Origin of the sequence: Paraburkholderia sp. SIMBA_027, assembly GCF_046535315.1 — a bacterium.
In the GTDB taxonomy this organism is placed as follows: domain Bacteria; phylum Pseudomonadota; class Gammaproteobacteria; order Burkholderiales; family Burkholderiaceae; genus Paraburkholderia; species Paraburkholderia tropica.
The window spans coordinates 286,853-304,911 of the sequence record NZ_JAWRWY010000007.1 but is presented as its reverse complement, the minus strand read 5'-3'; the positions used below and the strand labels follow the sequence as shown (position 1 = coordinate 304,911).

The window sequence follows — 18,059 nt, the reverse complement described above, 5'->3', positions numbered from 1 at the left end:
TGAATTTCGGTACTGCAATTAGCTAGTGCTGCGCCGGATGCGTCGTCGCTTGTCGCGGGCCGCGCATCCGGTCAAGTTCCGGTGCAAGATCGACTGAGTCGGGTCACACCTTCAGAATGCGCTCTCCGCGCCCGATGCCCGAGCCGCCCGTACGGACGGTTTCGAGAATCGCGGTGCTGTCGAGCGCCTCGATGAACGCGTCGAGCTTGTCGCTCGCACCCGTCAGTTCGATCGTGTAGGTCTTTTCGGTGACGTCGATGATGCGGCCACGGAAAATATCCGCCATCCGCTTCATCTCCTCACGTTCCTTGCCGACCGCCCTTACCTTGATCAGCATCAGCTCGCGCTCGATGTGGGCGCCCTCGGTAAGGTCGACCACTTTCACCACCTCGATCAGGCGGTTCAGATGCTTCGTGATCTGTTCGATCACGTCGTCCGAGCCAATGGAAACGATGGTCATGCGCGACAGCGAACGGTCTTCGGTCGGCGCCACCGTCAAGGTTTCAATGTTGTAGCCGCGTGCGGAGAAGAGGCCGACCACGCGCGACAGCGCGCCCGGCTCGTTTTCCAGCAGAACGGAAATGATATGTCTCATGATGTGATCCGCGATTTATCCAGTGAGCGTGGTTGCCGCCCTTCCCCGCGAACCCGCGCGCCCGTTGTGTGGACGCGCGCCGCGCGAGGTTGGAACGGCGCCGTGCAAAAACCGTTACAGGTCTTCCGAGCCGAGCAGCATCTCGGTGATGCCCTTGCCGGCCTGAACCATCGGCCAGACGTTTTCGGAAGGGTCGGTCTGGAAATCGAGGAACACCGTGCGGTCCTTCAGGCGCAGCGCTTCTTTGAGCGCCGGCTCCACATCGGCCGTCTTTTCGATCCGCATGCCGACGTGGCCATACGCTTCGGCGAGCTTCACGAAGTCAGGCAGCGCATCCATGTACGAATGCGAATAGCGCTTGCTGTATTCGATCTGCTGCCACTGGCGGACCATGCCGAGGTAGCGGTTGTTCAGCGAAATGATCTTCACGGGCGTGTCGTACTGCTTGCAGGTCGACAGCTCCTGAATGCACATCTGGATCGAGCCTTCGCCCGTGATGCACAGCACGTCGTCGTCGGGGTGGGCCATCTTCACGCCCATCGCCGCCGGCAGGCCGAAGCCCATCGTGCCGAGACCACCGGAGTTGATCCAGCGACGCGGCTGGTTGAAGCGGTAGAACTGCGCGGCCCACATCTGGTGCTGGCCGACGTCCGAACACACGAAAGCATTGCCGCCCGTGAGTTCCCACGCCTTTTCGACCACGAACTGCGGCTTGATGATGTCGCTCGAACGGTCGAACTTCAGGCAGTTCTTTTCACGCCAGCCTTCGATGTCCTTCCACCAGTCGGCGAGCGCGGCCGTGTCCGGACCGTGTTCGGCGTGCTGCAGTTGCTCGATGAGCTCCTTGAGCACTTCCTTGACGTCGCCGACGATGGGGATATCGACCTTCACGCGCTTCGAGATCGACGACGGGTCGATGTCGATGTGAATGATCTTGCGCGGACGCGACGCGAAGTGCGCCGGGTCGCCGATCACGCGGTCGTCGAAACGCGCGCCGATCGCGATCAGCACGTCGCAGTGCTGCATCGCCATGTTGGCTTCGTAGGTGCCGTGCATGCCGAGCATGCCGAGGAACTTGCGGTCGCTCGCGCGATAGCCGCCCAGACCCATCAGCGTGTTCGTGACCGGGTAGCCGAGCAGGTCGGCGAACTGGTTCAGTTCGCGCGACGCATCCGCGAGGATGATGCCGCCGCCGGTGTAGATGTACGGACGCCTGGCCGAGAGAAGCAGCGACACCGCCTTGCGGATCTGCCCCGAGTGGCCCTTGGTGACCGGGTTGTACGAGCGCAGCGAAACGCTCTTGACCGGTTCGTACGCGCACGGCGTCTTCGACACGTCCTTCGGAATGTCGATCAGCACGGGGCCGGGACGGCCGGTGCGCGCAATGTAGAAAGCTTTCTTGACGGTGGCGGCGAGGTCGCGCACGTCCTTCACGAGGAAGTTGTGCTTCACGCAGGGACGCGTGATGCCGACCGTATCGCACTCCTGGAACGCATCTTGACCGATGGCGGCAGTCGGCACCTGGCCGCTGATGATCACCATCGGGATCGAGTCCATGTAGGCCGTTGCGATGCCGGTCACCGCGTTGGTGACGCCAGGACCCGAGGTCACGAGACACACGCCGACGTTGCCGGTCGAGCGCGCATAGGCGTCGGCCGCGTGCACGGCTGCCTGTTCGTGGCGCACGAGAACGTGCTGGATTTTGTCCTGCTTGTACAGCTCGTCGTAAATGTAGAGCACCGAGCCGCCGGGATAGCCCCAGATGAATTCGACCTGCTCGTCGGCGAGCGCCTTCATCAGCACGGTTCCGCCGATGGAGTTTTGAGCTTGAGGGTCAGATTCTTGCGAGGGGGGGACCGACGTGGAGAATTCCGCGCTGGGCATGTTCATCATTCACCTTTCGAATTTTCGGCAAAAAATTGATCGGGTGCTCTCTGCCGGGCTTGTGGCTCGGGTTCAAGCGGCGCGTCCAGTTGACAGATGAGCTTCTTGGGCTCATCTCAATTGAGACAGTCACTTATGTTGCGAACCGTCGAAGATAGCGGCTCGAAAGCATTCGGTCAAGCGCTTATTGTCGATTCGTGGCGCATTTTCGAATCACAGGTACAAAGGTTGCGCAGGCGCCGGACATCGGCATGGGCCGGCGAGGCGGCGAAACGCGAGCGCAAGGGAGCAAAACGGAAGCGCAGCCAAAGCGAAAAAACGCAATTAAGGCGCTGTTAAGGCGCAGTCGCTTACTAATACGCTGCGCCGGCTTGCCAACAACCTTCAAACCGACTCCATCTGCGCATCCTGTGCGTTCACCCGCACCGGCGCGCCGCGGATCGGGTAAAGTGCGCGGCAGCGGCGCCGGACATGATCCGCGCCGCGCCCAAGCTGACGCGACACGGCTGCGTGGACGCCCGGATCACCCGCCGGCGCGAAAATTTGCTAGCATCCGCGAGTTTTACGACATTTTTCGAACGATTACGCGTACGCTGGTGGCGGCGCCCTGCAACGGATGGCATCAGACAAGGAACTCGCCGATTTCCTGGCGGGCGTCGAAAGACGCGCGTTCAAGCAGACGGTCTACGCCGTGCGCGACGACGACGCCTCGCTCGACATCGTGCAGGACGCGATGATCAAGCTCGCGGAAAAATACGGAGACCGCCCCCCCGCCGAGCTCCCGCTGCTCTTCCAGCGTATTCTGCAGAATACGATGCACGACTATTTTCGTCGGCAGAAAGTACGCAATACGTGGGTGAGCCTGTTCTCCTCGCTGAGCGGCGCCGACGACGAGGATTTCGACCCGCTCGAAACCTTCGAGGCCGAATCGGGCTCTCCCGGTGCGGAAAGCAGCGAACAGCAGATGGAGCGCGCCCAGGTCCTCCAGCTCATCGACGACGAAATCCAGAAATTGCCAGCACGTCAACGGGAGGCGTTTCTGATGCGTTACTGGGAAGATATGGATGTCGCCGAAACCGCCGCTGCCATGGGCTGTTCCGAGGGCAGTGTGAAAACGCACTGCTCGCGGGCCACGCATACGCTGGCTCAGGCGCTCAAGGCCAAAGGAATCACGCTATGAGCTCCGCTCTCGATAAACAAGAACTAGAGTTCGTGCAGGAGTTGCGCCGCGCGCTCGACGAGAGCGCCGCCAGCCTGCCCTCTGCCACCACTGTCCGATTGTCCGCCGCCCGCAAGGCCGCGCTCGCCCGCAAGAAGGCCGAGCCCGTGCTCGTGCGCGCGCCGGCGCTGGCCGCCGCGGGTGTCGGCGCCATCGGTGGTGTGCCGGGCGGCCTGCCGGCGCCGCGCCGCCGCTCCGCCCTCGCACGCTTCGCGCTCGCGTGGCCGCTCGCCGCGCTGGTGGCCGGCCTCTTCGCGATCGCGTACTTCGAAGATCAACAACGTACCGCGGAACTCGCCGATATCGACGCGGCCATGCTGAGCGACGACCTGCCGCTCACGGCCTATCTCGATCACGGCTTCAACGCGTACCTGTCGCGCTCGCATTAATACGGAAAACCGGGGGATTGACGGGGTGAGTTACAAGCGCGGCCTGGCCGTTGTCATTGGATCTGTGGTCGCGGCGCTGGTGTCGTATGCAGCGACCTACCCGCGCTTTCATCCCGAGCTCGCCGCGCCGGAAGCCGCCAACGCGGCCAATGCGCCCGCTCCGGGTTCCACCGCCACTGTCGCCGAGCCGGCGGCCACTGCACCGTTCGCGCAGCAACCCGGCAGCGGCAGCCCGCTGGCGTGGTCGCGCCTGAGCGACGCGCAACGTGTCGCGCTCGCGCCGTTCGCCAGCGAGTGGGACCGTTTCAGCGATGAACGCAAGCGCAAATGGCTGCGGATCGCCGCGCGTTATCCGAAGATGACGCCCGAAGCGCAAAAACGCTTACAAGAACGCATGGCCGAATGGGTGCGCATGACGCCCGAACAGCGCCGCGTTGCGCGCGAGAACTATCAGGTGTCGAAGGAACTGCCCGCACAGGCGCGTCAGCGTGCGTGGAAGGCGTACCAGGAACTCTCCGACGAGCAGAAGGCGAAGCTCGCCGCCAGCGAGCGCAAGCGCCGCACGGTGGTCAGCGCGCCACCGAGCGGCAACAAGAGCGAAATCCGCGACATCGAGCGTCTCGTCAACGAACGCGAGCATCGCGCCCGTGCACGCGCCGCCGGCAACGCGTCGGGTGTGAACGGCGTGCCCGCGCCCGTGGTGCCCGAGCAACCGGGCTCGACCGGCCAGAACAGCGGCACGGCCGCGGCGGCGGCCGCCAGCATTCCGGCGGCCGGCAGCTTCGAGCCCGCGGTTCCGGTGCCGGTGTCGCCCGCCGAAGCGCCTGCGGCATTCAAGGGCTCCTGAGCCCGGCGTGCGCCGCCGCTTCGCCTGGCGTTAAGCCTGGCATTAGCACGCGTTTCGCCCTGCTCCCGTTCGCGGTTATTCTTGCGGTGTCCCGCCCTCATTCCGACACCGCCGACACCGCGACGCCAACGTGAACGACCGCGCTTCCACTGCTCTGCCCGTTGCGGATTCCGCCGATCGCGCCGATCCCGCGATCGCCGCTTCACGCATCCCCGCCGCGCCCGCACCCGTCACCCTGCGACGCCGCCTCGCCTCGCTCGTCTACGAAAGCGTGCTGCTGTTCGGCGTGATCTTCATCGCCGGGCTCGCATTCAGCCTCGTCATGCAACAGCGCAACGGCTACACCTACCATCGGGCGATGTCCGCGTGGATCGTGCTGGTGGCCGGGCTCTACTTCGTCGGCTTCTGGCATCGCGGCGGCCAGACGCTGCCGATGAAAACCTGGCGCATGCGCGTCGTCGGCCCCGATGGCGCGCCGCCGACGCTAGGCCGCGCGACGCTGCGCTACCTGGCCGCGTGGCTCTGGTTCCTGCCGCCGCTCGTGCTGCATCCGCTGCTCGATCTCACGATTCCCCACACGCTTGCGCTCGAAGCCGTCTGGTTCGCGCTCTGGGCCGGCGCCGCGCGTTTGGACCGCGAGCGTCGCTTCCCGCACGATCGACTTGCGGGCACGCGCATCGTCGCCGTGCCGCGCTGAAAGCCGACAAACCACCGCATTCGGCGGAGCGAAATCATCCGGCTGAGCCGCCGCGTTGCCGCCAAACCACGTCATCGATATGTCATGGGGCGGTACGCGCGCGTCACCGTTCACGCGCGCCGCGACGCAACGCCAGGCCCCGCGCAGACTTGGCGCTCGCCCGCAAACGCAGCCGAGGGCGAGTAACAAGACCTTCTTGTGACTGTCACGGCGTCGTCATGGCCACATGGCGCAATGCGCACATTGCAACCTGCCGCGTGTGCCATGGCCCAAAAGACGACCGCGACCCCACTTTTCCGGCAGACTTCCGGCCCTGGCGCCGATCCCGCCGCCTTCCACCCCGGTCCGGGCGCCGCGTCGCTCACCCCCCCTCCGCTGCCCTTCCAGGGCGACACGTCGCCCGATGCTCACGACGACGATCACCCCGCCCCGACCCGCTACCGCACGATCTGGCTCTCCGACATCCATCTCGGCACCAACGGCTGTCAGGCGAACTATCTGCTCGACTTCCTGCGCCATAACGAGTCGGAGTACCTGTACCTCGTCGGCGACATCATCGACGGCTGGCAGTTGCGCAAGGGCTGGTTCTGGCCGCAGGCGCACAACGACGTCGTGCAGAAAGTGCTGCGCAAGGCGCGCAAGGGCACCCAGGTCGTCTACATCCCGGGCAATCACGACGAAGGCGCGCGCCAGTTCTGCAACCTCGCGTTCGGCGACATCCACGTGCGCGAGGAAGCGTTCCACACCACGCTCGCCGGCAAGCGCCTGTGGGTCGTGCACGGCGATCTGTTCGACGGCGTGATCCAGCACGCGAAGTGGCTCGCCTATCTCGGCGACTCGGCCTACACCGTGATCCTCGTGCTGAACCGCTGGTTCAACCGCATCCGCGCGAAGCTCGGCTTCCAGTACTGGTCGCTCTCGCAGTACCTCAAGCATCAAGTCAAGAACGCCGTGAACTTCATCTCGTCGTTCGAGCGCGTGATGACCGACGAAGCGCGCCGCCGCGGCTGCGACGGCGTGGTTTGCGGCCACATCCACAAGGCCGAGATCCGCGAAATCGACGGCGTGCTGTACTGCAACGACGGCGACTGGGTCGAGAGCCTGTCGGCGCTCGTGGAGACCTTCGAGGGCGAACTGCGCATCGTCTACTGGACGGTGATGCAGTCGCCGCAGGCGCAGACGGCGAGCCGCAAGGCGCGCGTGAGCGCGGCCTGAGCGGCGCGGCCGCCTCGCCGGATTCACACGGGCCCCGCTTGAACATGCGCCGTCTTTTATCCGCACGCACGCCGTGAACGCGCAGTAAACACATCGGGCACGGCGCCGGCCGCGCCCGTCCGACACGGCGCGCCGACGCCACACCAACCGCACCACCAGAGGGCCTCCGACCGATGAAGATCATGATCGTGACCGATGCATGGGAGCCGCAGGTCAACGGCGTAGTCCGCACGCTCAAGAACACCACGCGCGAGCTGATCGCGCTCGGCCATCAGGTCGAGCTGCTCACGCCGCTCGAATTCCGCACGATTCCGTGCCCGACCTATCCGGAAATCCGGCTCTCGCTGTTTGCGCGCCGCCATCTGCGCGAGCGCATCGACGCGCTCGGCCCCGACGCCATCCACATCGCGACCGAAGGCCCGCTCGGTCTCGCCGCGCGCCGCTACGCGATCGACCACGACCTGCCCTTCACGACCGCCTATCACACGCGCTTTCCGGAGTACGTGCAGGCGCGCTTCGGCATTCCGCTGTCGGCGACCTATCGCTTCCTCCGCTGGTTCCACAAGCCGTCGCTCGCGGTGATGGCGCCCACGCCCGTCGTGAAGGCCGACCTCGAAAAATTCGGCTTCACCAACGTCGTGCTGTGGACGCGCGGCGTCGATCTCGACATCTTCCATCCGATGGATTCGAAGGTGCTCAACACCGCGCGCCCGATCTTCCTCTACGTCGGCCGCGTGGCCGTGGAGAAGAACGTCGAGGCTTTTCTCAAGCTCGATCTGCCGGGCTCGAAGTGGGTGTGCGGCGAAGGGCCGGCGCTCGCCGAGCTGAAGTCCCGCTATCCGCAGGCGAACTATCTGGGCGTGCTGAGCCAGCCCGAGCTCGCGAAGGTTTACGCGGCTGCCGACGTGTTCGTGTTCCCGAGCCGCACCGACACCTTCGGCCTCGTGCTGCTCGAAGCGCTCGCCTGCGGCACGCCGGTGGCCGCGTATCCGGTGACGGGCCCGATCGACGTGCTCAGCGGCGGCGACGCCGGCGCGATGAACGAGGATCTGCGCGAAGCCTGTCTCGAAGCGCTCAAGATCGACCGCGCGACGGCGCGTGCGTGGGCCGAGCGCTTTTCGTGGCACGCGGCGTCCGAGCAGTTCGCCTCGCATCTGAAGCCGCGTCCGCGCGCCTCGATGCAGGAAAGCAGCGCGGCGGCCTGAGCAGGCCGCGCGACGCGGCACCCGCCAAAGACCGGAGCGAGCGATGAAGCGGCCCGACGCCTCGAACGCCCCCTGCGCCCCGGCGGCCACCGATCGCCCGAGCGCCGACGACGGCGTGCAGACGCTGCCCGACGACGCGCGGGCGGCGTCCGCCGGGCCGCGCGCCGCTCCGGCCGCATCCTCATACGTTTCCCGCGCAACCGGCCAACATGCGTGCGATACTGCGGCATCCACTCGCACTGATATGGCCCCTCGTCCCTCGTCCCCGCTCCCGCCGCAGCCGTCTCCCGCGCCTCGCGATCCGCAGGCGCCGTCCGCCGCCCAGCCGGGCAGCGCCGGCAGTTCGCCGTGGCGCGCCAGCGGCGCCGCGAATGCGCCGAGCGCCCAGCCGACTCAACCTCATCCGAAGCCCGGCATGCCGGCCGAGCCGCCCGAGCCCGCGCATCTGCACGAGCCGCTGAGTCCGGACGACCCGCTCGCGCCCGCGCCCTTCAATCCCTACAAGGGCAACCGCGGCGCCACGCGCGCCTTGAAGGCGCTCAAATATTCGATCAAGGGCTTTCGCGCGGCCATCCGCGAAGAAAGCGCGTTTCGTCAGGAACTGACGCTCGCGGCCATCCTCGTGCCGATCGGCATATTCGTGCCGGTCGATCCCGTCGAGCGCGTGCTGCTGCTCGGCTCGGTCATGCTGGTGCTGATCGTCGAGTTGCTCAATTCGAGTATCGAAAACGCCGTCGACCGGATCGGCCTCGAACGCAACGAACTCTCGGGCCGCGCCAAGGATCTGGGCAGCGCGGCGGTCACGGTCGCGCTCCTCACCTGCGTGATGACGTGGGGCTTGATCCTCGTGCCGCGCTTCGGTCCGTCGCTGCTGCACTGGCTGCAATCGCGCTGACTTCGGGGCCTGACTTCGGGCCGCTTTTGCGCTGACTGCACACGGACTTCGGGCCGCCTGCGCACCGACTCCGGACAGCCGCCGCACACGCCGGACGCCGCTCGCCCTTGCGCGACGCGCGCGCGGCCTCTACCCTCCATTCCTTGCGGGTGCGTTTTGCGCCCCAAGCGTCGGTTTATAATCGAACGACAGTCTTAAAAAAGACCAACCGCGACCGGGCACATTACGCGACGCATCAGCGGCAGCGCCACGCCCGGCGCCGCACATTCAGGGCCGGACATGGAAGCCAAACCTCCCCGCCGTACACGCGAACGGATTCTTGAGTTGTCGTTGAAACTGTTCAACGAGATCGGCGAGCCGAACGTCACCACGACGACCATCGCCGAGGAAATGGAGATCAGTCCAGGCAACCTGTACTACCACTTCCGCAACAAAGACGACATCATCAACAGCATCTTCAGCCAGTTCGAGCAGGAGATCGAAAAGCGTCTGCGTTTCCCCGACGACCACCGCGCCACCATCGACGAGATGTGGGCGTATTTGCAGTACATGGTCGATTTCACCTGGCGCTACCGTTTCCTGTATCGCGACCTGAACGATCTGCTCGCGCGCAACCGCACGCTGGAGATGCACTTCAAGCAGATCATCAGCCACAAGGTGCACTTCGCGAAGCAGTTCTGCGAGCAGCTCGTGGAAGATGGCGACATGGTCGCCACCGCCGCCGAAATCGCCGTGATCTCGACCAACATCGGCGTGATCGCCACCTACTGGCTCTCGTACCAGTTCGTGATGAACCCGCGCAAATACAACGACCAGGAAGCGATCCGCGACGAACTCCATCAGGTGAGCGTGCAGATCGTGTCGCTGATGGCGCCGTATCTGCGCGGCCGCGCGAAGCAGCTTTTCGACGATCTCGTCTCGGGCAAGCTGCCCAAGCGCGAGTTCTACGATTACCTGCCGCCGCGCGACGGCGCGGGCGCGCCCACCGGCAAGGACAGCAAGGAAACTCGCGAATGAAAGCAGTCTGTGTGTATTGCGGCTCCTCGAACGGAGCCGATCCGAAATATGGCGACGCGGCGCGCGCGTTCGGCCGCGCGCTCGTCGCGGCGGACCTCGGTCTCGTCTATGGCGGCGGCAAGGTCGGCCTGATGGGCGTGATCGCCGACACGGTGATGGCCGAGGGCGGCCGCGCGATCGGCGTGATCCCCGAGCTGCTGGTGGACAAGGAAGTGGGCCATAACGGCCTGACCGAGCTGCACGTCGTGCCGGACATGCACCACCGCAAGAAGATGATGGCCGATCTCTCCGACGGCTTCGTCGCGCTGCCCGGCGGCGTGGGCACGCTCGAAGAGCTGTTCGAGGTCTACACGTGGGCGCAGCTCGGCTATCACCACAAGCCGGTCGGCGTGCTCAACATCGACGGCTTCTACGATCCGCTCGTCGCGCTGCTTCAGCACACCGTGCGCGAAGGTTTCATGCGCGAGACCTACCTCGATCTGCTGCAGTTCGACAGCGATCCCACCGCGCTGATCGGCAAGCTCCAGCGCTATCACGCGCCCGCGAAGGACAAGTGGGCCGATCTGCGCGAGAACGTTTGAGGCGCGATTAATGCGCGGTTAGTGCGCCATTAATGCGCACTTGATGCACCACGGCGCGCGCCGCGCGCCTTCCCGAAGGAGACATACCGATGGGCAAGGTCGTCCTGATCACGGGTGCGAGCCGCGGCATCGGCCGTGCGTGCGCGCGGTTGCTGGGCGCGCGCGGCTGGACCGTGGGCGTCAACTATCTGCACAACGAACCCGCCGCCGAGGAAACCGCCGCCGAAGTGGGCCGCGCGGGCGGCCACGCGCGTCTCGTGCGCGGCGACGTGGCGAACGAAGCCGACGTCATCGCCATGTTCGACACGCTCGAACAAGCCTACGGGCGCATCGACGCGCTCGTGAACAACGCGGGCATCGTCGCGCCGTCGAGCCAGGTGGCCGACATGGACGCCGCGCGTCTGAAACGCATGTTCGACGTGAACGTCTACGGCGCGTTTCTGTGCGCGCGCGAGGCGGCGCGGCGCATGTCGAAAGACCGCGGCGGCGACGGCGGCGCGATCGTGAACGTGTCGTCGGCGGCGGCGCGGCTCGGATCGCCGAACGAATACGTCGATTACGCGGCCTCGAAAGGCGCCGTCGATACGATGACGCTCGGGCTCGCGAAAGAACTCGGACCGCAAGGCGTGCGCGTGAACGCGGTGCGGCCCGGCCTCATCGACACGGAGATCCACGCGAGCGGCGGCCGTCCGGACCGCGCCGCCGTGCTCGGCGCGCAAACGCCGCTCGGCCGTCCCGGGAGCGCCGACGAAGTCGCGGAAACGATTGTCTGGCTGATGAGCGATGCCGCGTCCTACGTCACTGGCGCGCTGATCGACGTGAGCGGCGGACGCTGATTTTTCGCCGTGGTGACGGTTTAGAACGACGAGCCGGGTTCACTCAGGAACGCGGTCTCGTTCTCGCTCGACGCGCGGCCCAGCACCGCATTGCGATGCGGAAACCGCCCGAAGCGTTCGATCACGTTCGCGTGCTTCAGCGCGTAATCGTAGTAATCCCCGCCTTCCCCGCCCTTCGCCAGTTCACCGAACAACCGCACCGACTCGCGCTGCGCCTCGGCGTTTTCCGCATGCTCGAACGGCAGATACGCGAACGCGCGATGCTGCGCCGTCGGCAGCTTGAGGTCGTCGCCGCGCGCCACCATCGCGCGCGCGATGCGCAGCGCGTGCGCGTCGGCGGCGAACGCGCGCGGCGTGCCCCGATGGCAGTTACGCGAGAACTGGTCGAGCACGACGATCAGCGCGAGTGCGCCTTCGGGCGTCGCGCACCAGGCGTCGAGTTCGCCCGCGCACGCCGCGTCGAGCAGCGCGCCGAAGCGCTCGCGCAACTGCGCGTCGAACGCCTCGCGTTTGCGAAACCAGATCTTGCGCGCGCGGCCGAAATCCTCCGAATCCGGCGCGCCGAACCAGAAGTCCAGCACCTCGCGCGCACGCGGATCGAGCGACATCATTCGACGAGTTCCAGCACGAGGCGGCGCGTGCGCGCACTTTTCTTTTCGAGCTTCGCCACGCGCAGCGCGCCGATTTCCTGCGTGTTGCGCACATGCGTGCCGCCGCACGGCTGAAGATCGACGCTCTCGATGCGCAGCAGGCGCACGCGCCCGAGGCCCATCGGCGGCTTCACGCTCATCGTGCGCACGAGTTCGGGGCGCTGCGCCATCGCTTCGTCGGTGATCCATTCGGTCGCCACCGCATGCGCGCCCGCGACGAGTTGCGCGAGCCGCGCCTCGACGTGCTCGCGCTCGATCGGCTCCACGGTCGCGAAATCGAGCCGCGCGTACTCGCTCGTGATGCTGCAGCCGTCCACGGCGTACGGCAGCACCGCGCACATCAGATGGCTCGCCGTATGCAGCCGCATATGCCGATGGCGGCGCGCCCAGTCGATCTCGGCGCGTACACGCATGCCCGCCGCGAGCCGCGCGAGCGCGGCGTCCTGGCCGGGCGCGGGAAGATGAAGCGCGTCGTCGGCCGTCGCGCCTTCGAATTTGGCCTTGCGGGTGTCGGCGATCGCGATGCGCGTGCCGTCTTCGAGCACCAGCGCGCCGGTGTCGCCGGCCTGGCCGCCGCCGAGCGGATAGAACACGGTCTGGTCGAGCCGCACGCCGTCCTCGCCCACGGCCAGCACGGTGGCGTCGCAGTGCGTGAGATAGGCGTCGTCGCGAAAGAGCGCGCGCGTGGCGGCCGTGGCCGACGTGGCGGAAATCGTTGTCATGGGGAAGCGTCTCCTCGTCGTTCTGCGGGAGCCTCCATTATGGCGATGCGCGCGCACTCGCAAAATACGCCTCGCACGCTCCTGCACCGGACTGTATCGGCGCTCGCACCGGGCCAGCCGGGGAGCGCCGCAAGCGCGACTCAACCCGGACGGTTGCGCATCCAGTCGGCGGTGTCGAAGAACGAATGCAGCAGGCGCTCGCGCAGCGGTTCGGCGAGGCCGATGTCCTGCATCGCCCACGCCATGCAGCGCAGCCACTGGTCGCGCTCCGACGACGCGATCGCGAACGGCAGATGGCGCGCGCGCAGACGCGGATGGCCGAAGCGCGAGACGTAGTGGTCCGGGCCGCCCATCCAGCCGCACAGGAACCAGAAGGTCTTGTCGCGCGAGCCGTCGAGCGACTGCGGATGGAGCGCGCGGATGCCCGCGAATTCGGGCTCCAGGTCCATCAGGTCATAGAAACGGTCGACGAGTTCGCGCACGCGCGCCTCGCCGCCGACGAGTTCGAAGGCCGTGGGTTGCTGCGGCGCTTCGTCGGCTGGATCGGTCATACGGTTGATTCGGGTGGAGTCGAGGCGTTTCGATACGTTTCGATACGAAAACGGGGACGGCAAGGCGCACGCGCGCCCGCCGGAGACGCCGATTTTCGCATAGCGAAGCGTACGAGGCCGGGCGACGCTCAGTGCGACGCTCGGTGCGACACTCCGGACGCACTCGCCCAGACGCGGTTCGTCTCGTCGATGCTCAGCGCCACGCTCGTGCCGCGCGCGAGCGGCGCGTCGGCGCGCGCGATCACGAACGCGCCCGCCGCGGTGCGCACGGTCGCGAGATGCACGTCGCCCGTTCCCTGCGCGCCCACGCGATGGCGCACCACCGTGCTCTCCTCCACGACGCCATGCGGCGCGGCCTCGCTCGCCCAATCGGCGGCGCCGCAATGCGGACACCGATAACGCGCGGGAAACAGCGCCTGCGCGCAGACGCGGCAGCGTTCGATATGCAGCACCGTCGTCATGCGTTCTCCTTGTCGAGCACGACCGCATTCGCGCACATGCCGTATCGATACTGCACCATGCCGTAGCCGCTTGCGAGCGCGAGACGCGCGCCCGCCACCTGACGCGCGCCCGCGAGCCCCTGCAACTGGCGGATCGTTTCGACGAGCCCGTGCATGCCGCCCGCCGCGCCCGCCTGCCCCGCCGAAAGCTGTCCGCCCGACGTATTCACCGCCAGTTCGCGCGACGCGATACGCGCGATCAGCGCACGCAGATCGCCGTCGGGCGCGAAACCGAGATCGGCGAGCTGGATCAGGCTCATCACGGGATAGTCGTCGTAGACCGAGATCACGTCGATGTCAGCGGGCCTGGCGTTCGCCTGCTGCCAGAGCGTGTCGGCGAGCGCGGCGAGGCCGGTCTGCAAACCATCGGCCGCCTGATGATCCGTGTTGTAGCGGCATTGCAGCGCGCGCACGCGCAGCGGCGCAGGCGCGCCCGCTTGCGCGCGCCGCGCCGCGAGATCCGCGCGCGCCACCACCACGGCGTTCGCGCCGCACACGACCGGCACGCAATCGAAACGCCCGAGCGGGTCCGCGACGCGCGGCGCGTTCAGATAATCGTCGAACGTGAGCGGCGTGCGATACACCGCGCCCGGATTGAGCGCCGCCCATGCGCGCTGCGCCACGCACAGCGCGCCGTAATCGCGCGCGTCGAGCCCGTGCTTGCGCGCATGACGCTGCGTGAGCATCGCAAAGAGGCTGTTCGGGCCGCCGTTTTCGAGCGGGCGCAGATACGTGCGCGTCGTGAGGTTGTAGTGCTCGACGAGCTGACGAAAATCGGCGGCCTCGAAGCGGTCGCCCGAGAGCAGCACGATCACGCTCGCGTCGCCGTGCTGGATCGCGCGGATCGCGTGCTGTAGCAGATCGATCGCGCTCGCGCCGCCATGACAGTCGTCCATGCACCAGCGCGGGCTCAGGCCGAGCCGCCACGCCATGTCGATCGCGTGATCGGGCGCGAGCGTGAACGACGCCACGCCCAGCCCATCCACCTCGCGCGCCGAAAAGCCCGACTGCGCGAGCGCCGCGTCGAACGCCTGCGCGAGCAGATCGCCCGTGCTGTGCTCCGGCGCCTGCCGCCGGTACGGCACTTCCACGCCGCAGACGAGCGCCACGCCTTCGAAATCCGCCTCCATCGATCCTCCTGTTTTGGCCCCGGTCGCGTTCGTCTTGACAGCCGGTTTTTTTCATTATCCAATAAAACACATGAATTTTCATATTTTCGAATCTAAAGGGTTTACGCCTAATCGCGCCGACCCGGGCATCGAAAACCGGAATTTCGCCGACAAAAAACTCGCCGCCTCTCGCGGCGGGCAGGAGACGCCCCATGACACGCAGTCCGTTCCCACGACGCGCCGCCGCGCAAGGAGCCTCGACATGAGCGCCGCGCCCCTCCCTCAGGATGCCGAATTACTCGACGTCATCGTCGAAGCCGTCGAGCCGCTCACCGGGCACGTCACCGCGTTCCGCCTGCGCGCCGCCAACGGCCACGCGCTGCCTGCGTATCGCGCGGGCGCGCATCTGCGCGTGCAGGTGCAGGCGCGCAACGGCACCGCCTGGAACGCCTATTCGCTGATCGATTTCGAACCCGCCGCCGCGCCTGCGCATTACCTGATTGCCGTGCGCCGCGAAGACCACGGCGCGGGCGGCTCGCTTTGGATGCACACGCAGGTCCGTGCGGGCGACACGCTGCGCATCGCCGCGCCCGTCAACGCCTTCGCGCTCGACAGCGCGCCCGAAGGCTGCGCCGACGCCGTGCTGATCGCGGGCGGTATCGGCATTACGCCGATCGCGTCGATGGCCACGGAACTCGCGTCGCGCGGGCATCGCTACGCGCTGCACTACACGGGCCGCTCGATCGCGCAACTCGCCTTCGTCGACGCGCTGCGCACGCTCGCGGGCGACGCACTGCATCTCTACGGCGACGACGCCGGCGACGCCGCGCAGCGCTTCGATCTCGCCCGCCTGCTCGCCTCGCTCACGCCGGGCCAGCCGCTCTACGTGTGCGGCCCGCAAGGTCTGATCGACGCCACGATCGCGCAGGCGACGGCGCGAGGCTGGCCGCGCGAGCGCATCCGCTCCGAGCTGTTCGCCGCCGCCGCGCCGAAGTCCGGCGACGCGGGTTTCGAAGTCGAGTTGCGCCAGTCGGGCATGACGCTGAGCGTCGCGCCCGCGCAATCGATCCTCGACGCGATGCTCGACGCCGGACTCGATCCGCTCTACGACTGCAAGCGCGGCGAATGCGGCGTCTGCCAGGTCGGCGTGATCGAAGGCGAGGTCGATCACCGCGACTACTGCCTGAGCGACGCCGAGAAACGCGCGGGCAAGGTCATGCACATCTGCGTCTCGCGCGCCTGCGCGGCGCGCCTCGTCATCGACGCCTGAAACCCGTCTCGTCACCGCCCACGCCAAGGAACCCCGCATGCCACGCTATCGCGAAGACGCCGCAGCGCTCGCCGCGCTCGTCGAACCCGATCAGGTTCATCGCGACGTCTATCTGGACCAGGAAGTCTTCGACCTCGAAATGGAGCGGCTCTTCAGCCGCACGTGGGTCTATCTCGGCCACACGAGCCAGGTGCCCAATGCGGGCGACTACGTGAGCGTCGACATCGCGCGCCAGCCGCTCGTCATGGTGCGCGAGGCCAACGGCGGCGTGCGCGTGCTGATGAACCGCTGCGCGCACAAGGGCGCGAAACTCGTCAGCGCGCCGAGCGGCAACACGGGCAAATTCTTCCGCTGCCCCTATCACGCGTGGACCTATAAAACCGATGGCAAGCCGCTCGCGATTCCGCTGAAGAACGGCTACGAAGGCACGCGGCTTTCCGAATGTCCCTCGGGACAAGGTCTCCAGGCGGTGACGAACGTCGAGATCTATCGCGGCTTCGTGTTCGTGCGTCTCGCCGACGAAGGCCCGACGTTCAGCGAGTATTTCGGCGCGTCGCTGTCGTCGATCGATAACATGGCCGACCGCTCGCCCGAAGGCGAACTCGAAATCGCGGGCGGCTGCCTGCGCTACGTGCACAACTGCAACTGGAAGATGTTCGTCGAGAACCTGAACGACACGATGCATCCGATGGTGGCGCACGAGTCGTCGGCGGGCACGGCGAAGAAACTCTGGGAAGGCAAATCCGCCGACGAACCCAAGCCGATGGCGATCGAACAGTTCGTGCCTTTCGTCTCCGATTACGGTTTTTTCGACGGCATGGGCGTGCGCGTGTTCGAGCACGGCCACAGCTACACCGGCGTGAACTTCTCGATTCATTCGAGCTACGCCGCCGTGCCCGAATACGAGCAGCAACTGATCGCCGCGTGGGGCGAAGAGAAGGCGAAACAGGTGCTCGGCACCGCGCGCCACAACACGGTCTATTACCCGAGCCTCACGATCAAGGGCGCGATTCAGGCGATCCGCGTCGTGCGCCCGATCGCGCCCGACAAGACGGTGATCGAGTCGTGGACCTTTCGCCTCAAGGGCGCGCCCGACGCGCTGCTGCAACGCACGCTCACCTATTCGCGGCTGATCAATTCGCCGATGTCGGTCGTGGGCCACGACGATCTGCATGCGTATCGCGCGATTCAGGAAGGGCTCGCGGCCAACGGCAACGATTGGGTGAGTCTGCATCGCGACTATCGCGCGGACGAAGCGCACGCCGCCGATCTCACCGTGAACGGCACGAGCGAAATTTCGATGCGCAACCAGTTCCGCGCCTGGGCGCGGCATATGGCGCCGCAAACCCAGCAGCAACACCAGCACGAAACCGGAACCGCGCGATGACCCACGCCCACGATCCCGCCCTGCGCGACACGCTCGCCGACTTCGTCTATCGCGAGGCGCGCCTCATCGACGACAAGCAGTTCGACGCCTGGTACACGCTGTTCGCCGACGACGGCCTCTACTGGATACCGCTTGCGCACGGCCAGCACGACGGCCTCAATCACGCCTCGCTGATGTACGAGGACCGGCTGCTGCTCAAGCTGCGCATCGAACGCCTCAAGCAGCCGCGCGCGTTTTCGCAGCAGCCCGAGAGCCGTTGCCAGCACGTCATGCAGCGCCCCGAAATCGAATCCGCCGACGCCGGCGGCTATCGCCTGCGCACGCCGTTCTTCTACGCCGAGGCGCGCGGCGACGAGCAACTGGTGTTCACCGGCATCGTGCGCCATCACGTCGTCGAGCAGGACGGCGCGCTACGCATCCGCGAAAAGCGCATCGATCTGCTCAACTGCGACGCGGCGCTGCCGTCCGTGCAACTGTTCCTGTGAGGCGC

The 18,059-nt window shown here is 66.5% G+C and carries 20 protein-coding genes; 13 read left to right on the top strand and 7 right to left on the bottom strand.

All coding sequences use genetic code 11. The annotated features are described in order from the left end of the window. Positions 1 to 103 precede the first annotated feature (103 nt). Both ilvN and SB764_RS16005 read right to left on the bottom strand, forming a co-directional pair. Positions 104 to 595, bottom strand: a complete 492-nt coding sequence (gene ilvN / locus SB764_RS16010) for an acetolactate synthase small subunit (protein ID WP_065064551.1) — start codon at positions 593 to 595, stop codon at positions 104 to 106. 114 nt (positions 596 to 709) lie between these two features. After that, positions 710 to 2,485, bottom strand: coding sequence for an acetolactate synthase 3 catalytic subunit (locus SB764_RS16005; protein ID WP_110327650.1), 1,776 nt, complete (start codon positions 2,483 to 2,485; stop codon positions 710 to 712). Positions 2,486 to 3,095: 610 nt separating this feature from the next. Between SB764_RS16005 and SB764_RS16000 the strand changes: the two genes are divergently transcribed. From SB764_RS16000 to SB764_RS15955, 10 genes are all read left to right on the top strand, one after another. Continuing rightward, positions 3,096 to 3,659: an RNA polymerase sigma factor gene (locus tag SB764_RS16000; protein ID WP_065064549.1), complete on the top strand. Its 564-nt coding sequence runs from the start codon at positions 3,096 to 3,098 to the stop codon at positions 3,657 to 3,659. Further along, on the top strand, positions 3,656 to 4,087 hold the full coding sequence (locus SB764_RS15995) for a DUF3619 family protein (RefSeq protein ID WP_065064547.1): 432 nt from the start codon (positions 3,656 to 3,658) through the stop codon (positions 4,085 to 4,087). The genes SB764_RS16000 and SB764_RS15995 overlap by 4 nt, the downstream gene beginning before the upstream one ends. Positions 4,088 to 4,112: 25 nt before the next feature. Further along, positions 4,113 to 4,934: a DUF3106 domain-containing protein gene (locus tag SB764_RS15990; protein WP_074984813.1), complete on the top strand. Its 822-nt coding sequence runs from the start codon at positions 4,113 to 4,115 to the stop codon at positions 4,932 to 4,934. A 193-nt stretch (positions 4,935 to 5,127) separates the two neighbouring features. After that, entirely contained in the window at positions 5,128 to 5,631 is a 504-nt protein-coding gene (locus SB764_RS15985) for an RDD family protein (RefSeq protein ID WP_110327649.1), read from the top strand. Between the two features lie 264 nt (positions 5,632 to 5,895). Next, complete coding sequence (locus SB764_RS15980) at positions 5,896 to 6,846, top strand: UDP-2,3-diacylglucosamine diphosphatase (RefSeq protein WP_410864036.1); 951 nt, start codon at positions 5,896 to 5,898, stop codon at positions 6,844 to 6,846. A gap of 173 nt (positions 6,847 to 7,019) precedes the next feature. Next, positions 7,020 to 8,051 carry a glycosyltransferase family 4 protein gene (locus tag SB764_RS15975; protein ID WP_074984810.1) on the top strand — a complete coding sequence of 344 codons (1,032 nt, stop codon included), beginning with the start codon at positions 7,020 to 7,022 and terminating at the stop codon, positions 8,049 to 8,051. Between the two features lie 244 nt (positions 8,052 to 8,295). After that, on the top strand, positions 8,296 to 8,946 hold the full coding sequence (locus SB764_RS15970; protein ID WP_080180700.1) for a diacylglycerol kinase: 651 nt from the start codon (positions 8,296 to 8,298) through the stop codon (positions 8,944 to 8,946). A gap of 279 nt (positions 8,947 to 9,225) precedes the next feature. Next, a complete protein-coding gene (locus SB764_RS15965) occupies positions 9,226 to 9,963 on the top strand; it encodes a TetR/AcrR family transcriptional regulator (protein ID WP_065064536.1) in 738 nt (245 codons plus the stop codon). Next, positions 9,960 to 10,544, top strand: a complete 585-nt coding sequence (locus tag SB764_RS15960; RefSeq protein WP_065064534.1) for a TIGR00730 family Rossman fold protein — start codon at positions 9,960 to 9,962, stop codon at positions 10,542 to 10,544. Before SB764_RS15965 ends, SB764_RS15960 begins: the two co-directional genes overlap by 4 nt. Positions 10,545 to 10,633: 89 nt before the next feature. Beyond that, positions 10,634 to 11,380, top strand: coding sequence for an SDR family oxidoreductase (locus tag SB764_RS15955; protein WP_065064532.1), 747 nt, complete (start codon positions 10,634 to 10,636; stop codon positions 11,378 to 11,380). Positions 11,381 to 11,400: 20 nt separating this feature from the next. Here the strand turns inward: SB764_RS15955 and SB764_RS15950 are convergent, their stop codons facing one another. The 5 genes from SB764_RS15950 to SB764_RS15930 form a co-directional block, all read right to left on the bottom strand. Next, the gene (locus SB764_RS15950; RefSeq protein WP_176080510.1) at positions 11,401 to 11,991 is read right to left on the bottom strand and encodes a DUF924 family protein; all 591 of its coding nucleotides are present in this window, start codon (positions 11,989 to 11,991) and stop codon (positions 11,401 to 11,403) included. Further along, a complete protein-coding gene (locus SB764_RS15945; RefSeq protein WP_410864033.1) occupies positions 11,988 to 12,752 on the bottom strand; it encodes an alanyl-tRNA editing protein in 765 nt (254 codons plus the stop codon). The genes SB764_RS15950 and SB764_RS15945 overlap by 4 nt, the downstream gene beginning before the upstream one ends. A gap of 140 nt (positions 12,753 to 12,892) precedes the next feature. Then, positions 12,893 to 13,303 (bottom strand): group II truncated hemoglobin, encoded by a 411-nt coding sequence (locus SB764_RS15940; RefSeq protein WP_065064526.1) that lies wholly within the window; start codon positions 13,301 to 13,303, stop codon positions 12,893 to 12,895. 128 nt (positions 13,304 to 13,431) lie between these two features. Continuing rightward, positions 13,432 to 13,764, bottom strand: coding sequence for a zinc ribbon domain-containing protein (locus tag SB764_RS15935; protein ID WP_065064524.1), 333 nt, complete (start codon positions 13,762 to 13,764; stop codon positions 13,432 to 13,434). Next, positions 13,761 to 14,933, bottom strand: a complete 1,173-nt coding sequence (locus SB764_RS15930; protein WP_065064522.1) for a thiolase family protein — start codon at positions 14,931 to 14,933, stop codon at positions 13,761 to 13,763. The genes SB764_RS15935 and SB764_RS15930 overlap by 4 nt, the downstream gene beginning before the upstream one ends. 241 nt (positions 14,934 to 15,174) lie before the next feature. Between SB764_RS15930 and SB764_RS15925 the strand changes: the two genes are divergently transcribed. Genes SB764_RS15925 through SB764_RS15915 form a run of 3 tightly spaced genes read left to right on the top strand, consistent with a single transcriptional unit; the run spans position 15,175 to position 18,054 of the window. Further along, entirely contained in the window at positions 15,175 to 16,182 is a 1,008-nt protein-coding gene (locus SB764_RS15925) for a PDR/VanB family oxidoreductase (protein ID WP_410864030.1), read from the top strand. 37 nt (positions 16,183 to 16,219) lie between these two features. Continuing rightward, entirely contained in the window at positions 16,220 to 17,569 is a 1,350-nt protein-coding gene (locus SB764_RS15920) for an aromatic ring-hydroxylating dioxygenase subunit alpha (protein WP_410864028.1), read from the top strand. Next, positions 17,566 to 18,054: an aromatic-ring-hydroxylating dioxygenase subunit beta gene (locus tag SB764_RS15915; RefSeq protein WP_074984798.1), complete on the top strand. Its 489-nt coding sequence runs from the start codon at positions 17,566 to 17,568 to the stop codon at positions 18,052 to 18,054. Before SB764_RS15920 ends, SB764_RS15915 begins: the two co-directional genes overlap by 4 nt. The last annotated feature ends 5 nt before the right edge of the window (positions 18,055 to 18,059 follow it).

Excerpts from the sequence above, each read along its gene's own strand:
- ilvN (WP_065064551.1), bottom strand. The coding sequence starts at position 595 with ATGAGACATATCATTTCCGTTCTGCTGGAAAACGAGCCGGGCGCGCTG.
- SB764_RS16005 (WP_110327650.1), bottom strand. The coding sequence starts at position 2,485 with ATGAACATGCCCAGCGCGGAATTCTCCACGTCGGTCCCCCCCTCGCAA.
- SB764_RS16000 (WP_065064549.1), top strand. The coding sequence starts at position 3,096 with ATGGCATCAGACAAGGAACTCGCCGATTTCCTGGCGGGCGTCGAAAGA.
- SB764_RS15995 (WP_065064547.1), top strand. The coding sequence starts at position 3,656 with ATGAGCTCCGCTCTCGATAAACAAGAACTAGAGTTCGTGCAGGAGTTG.
- SB764_RS15980 (WP_410864036.1), top strand. The coding sequence starts at position 5,896 with ATGGCCCAAAAGACGACCGCGACCCCACTTTTCCGGCAGACTTCCGGC.
- SB764_RS15975 (WP_074984810.1), top strand. The coding sequence starts at position 7,020 with ATGAAGATCATGATCGTGACCGATGCATGGGAGCCGCAGGTCAACGGC.
- SB764_RS15970 (WP_080180700.1), top strand. The coding sequence starts at position 8,296 with ATGGCCCCTCGTCCCTCGTCCCCGCTCCCGCCGCAGCCGTCTCCCGCG.
- SB764_RS15965 (WP_065064536.1), top strand. The coding sequence starts at position 9,226 with ATGGAAGCCAAACCTCCCCGCCGTACACGCGAACGGATTCTTGAGTTG.
- SB764_RS15960 (WP_065064534.1), top strand. The coding sequence starts at position 9,960 with ATGAAAGCAGTCTGTGTGTATTGCGGCTCCTCGAACGGAGCCGATCCG.
- SB764_RS15955 (WP_065064532.1), top strand. The coding sequence starts at position 10,634 with ATGGGCAAGGTCGTCCTGATCACGGGTGCGAGCCGCGGCATCGGCCGT.
- SB764_RS15950 (WP_176080510.1), bottom strand. The coding sequence starts at position 11,991 with ATGATGTCGCTCGATCCGCGTGCGCGCGAGGTGCTGGACTTCTGGTTC.
- SB764_RS15945 (WP_410864033.1), bottom strand. The coding sequence starts at position 12,752 with ATGACAACGATTTCCGCCACGTCGGCCACGGCCGCCACGCGCGCGCTC.
- SB764_RS15940 (WP_065064526.1), bottom strand. The coding sequence starts at position 13,303 with ATGACCGATCCAGCCGACGAAGCGCCGCAGCAACCCACGGCCTTCGAA.
- SB764_RS15935 (WP_065064524.1), bottom strand. The coding sequence starts at position 13,764 with ATGACGACGGTGCTGCATATCGAACGCTGCCGCGTCTGCGCGCAGGCG.
- SB764_RS15930 (WP_065064522.1), bottom strand. The coding sequence starts at position 14,933 with ATGGAGGCGGATTTCGAAGGCGTGGCGCTCGTCTGCGGCGTGGAAGTG.
- SB764_RS15925 (WP_410864030.1), top strand. The coding sequence starts at position 15,175 with ATGAGCGCCGCGCCCCTCCCTCAGGATGCCGAATTACTCGACGTCATC.
- SB764_RS15920 (WP_410864028.1), top strand. The coding sequence starts at position 16,220 with ATGCCACGCTATCGCGAAGACGCCGCAGCGCTCGCCGCGCTCGTCGAA.
- SB764_RS15915 (WP_074984798.1), top strand. The coding sequence starts at position 17,566 with ATGACCCACGCCCACGATCCCGCCCTGCGCGACACGCTCGCCGACTTC.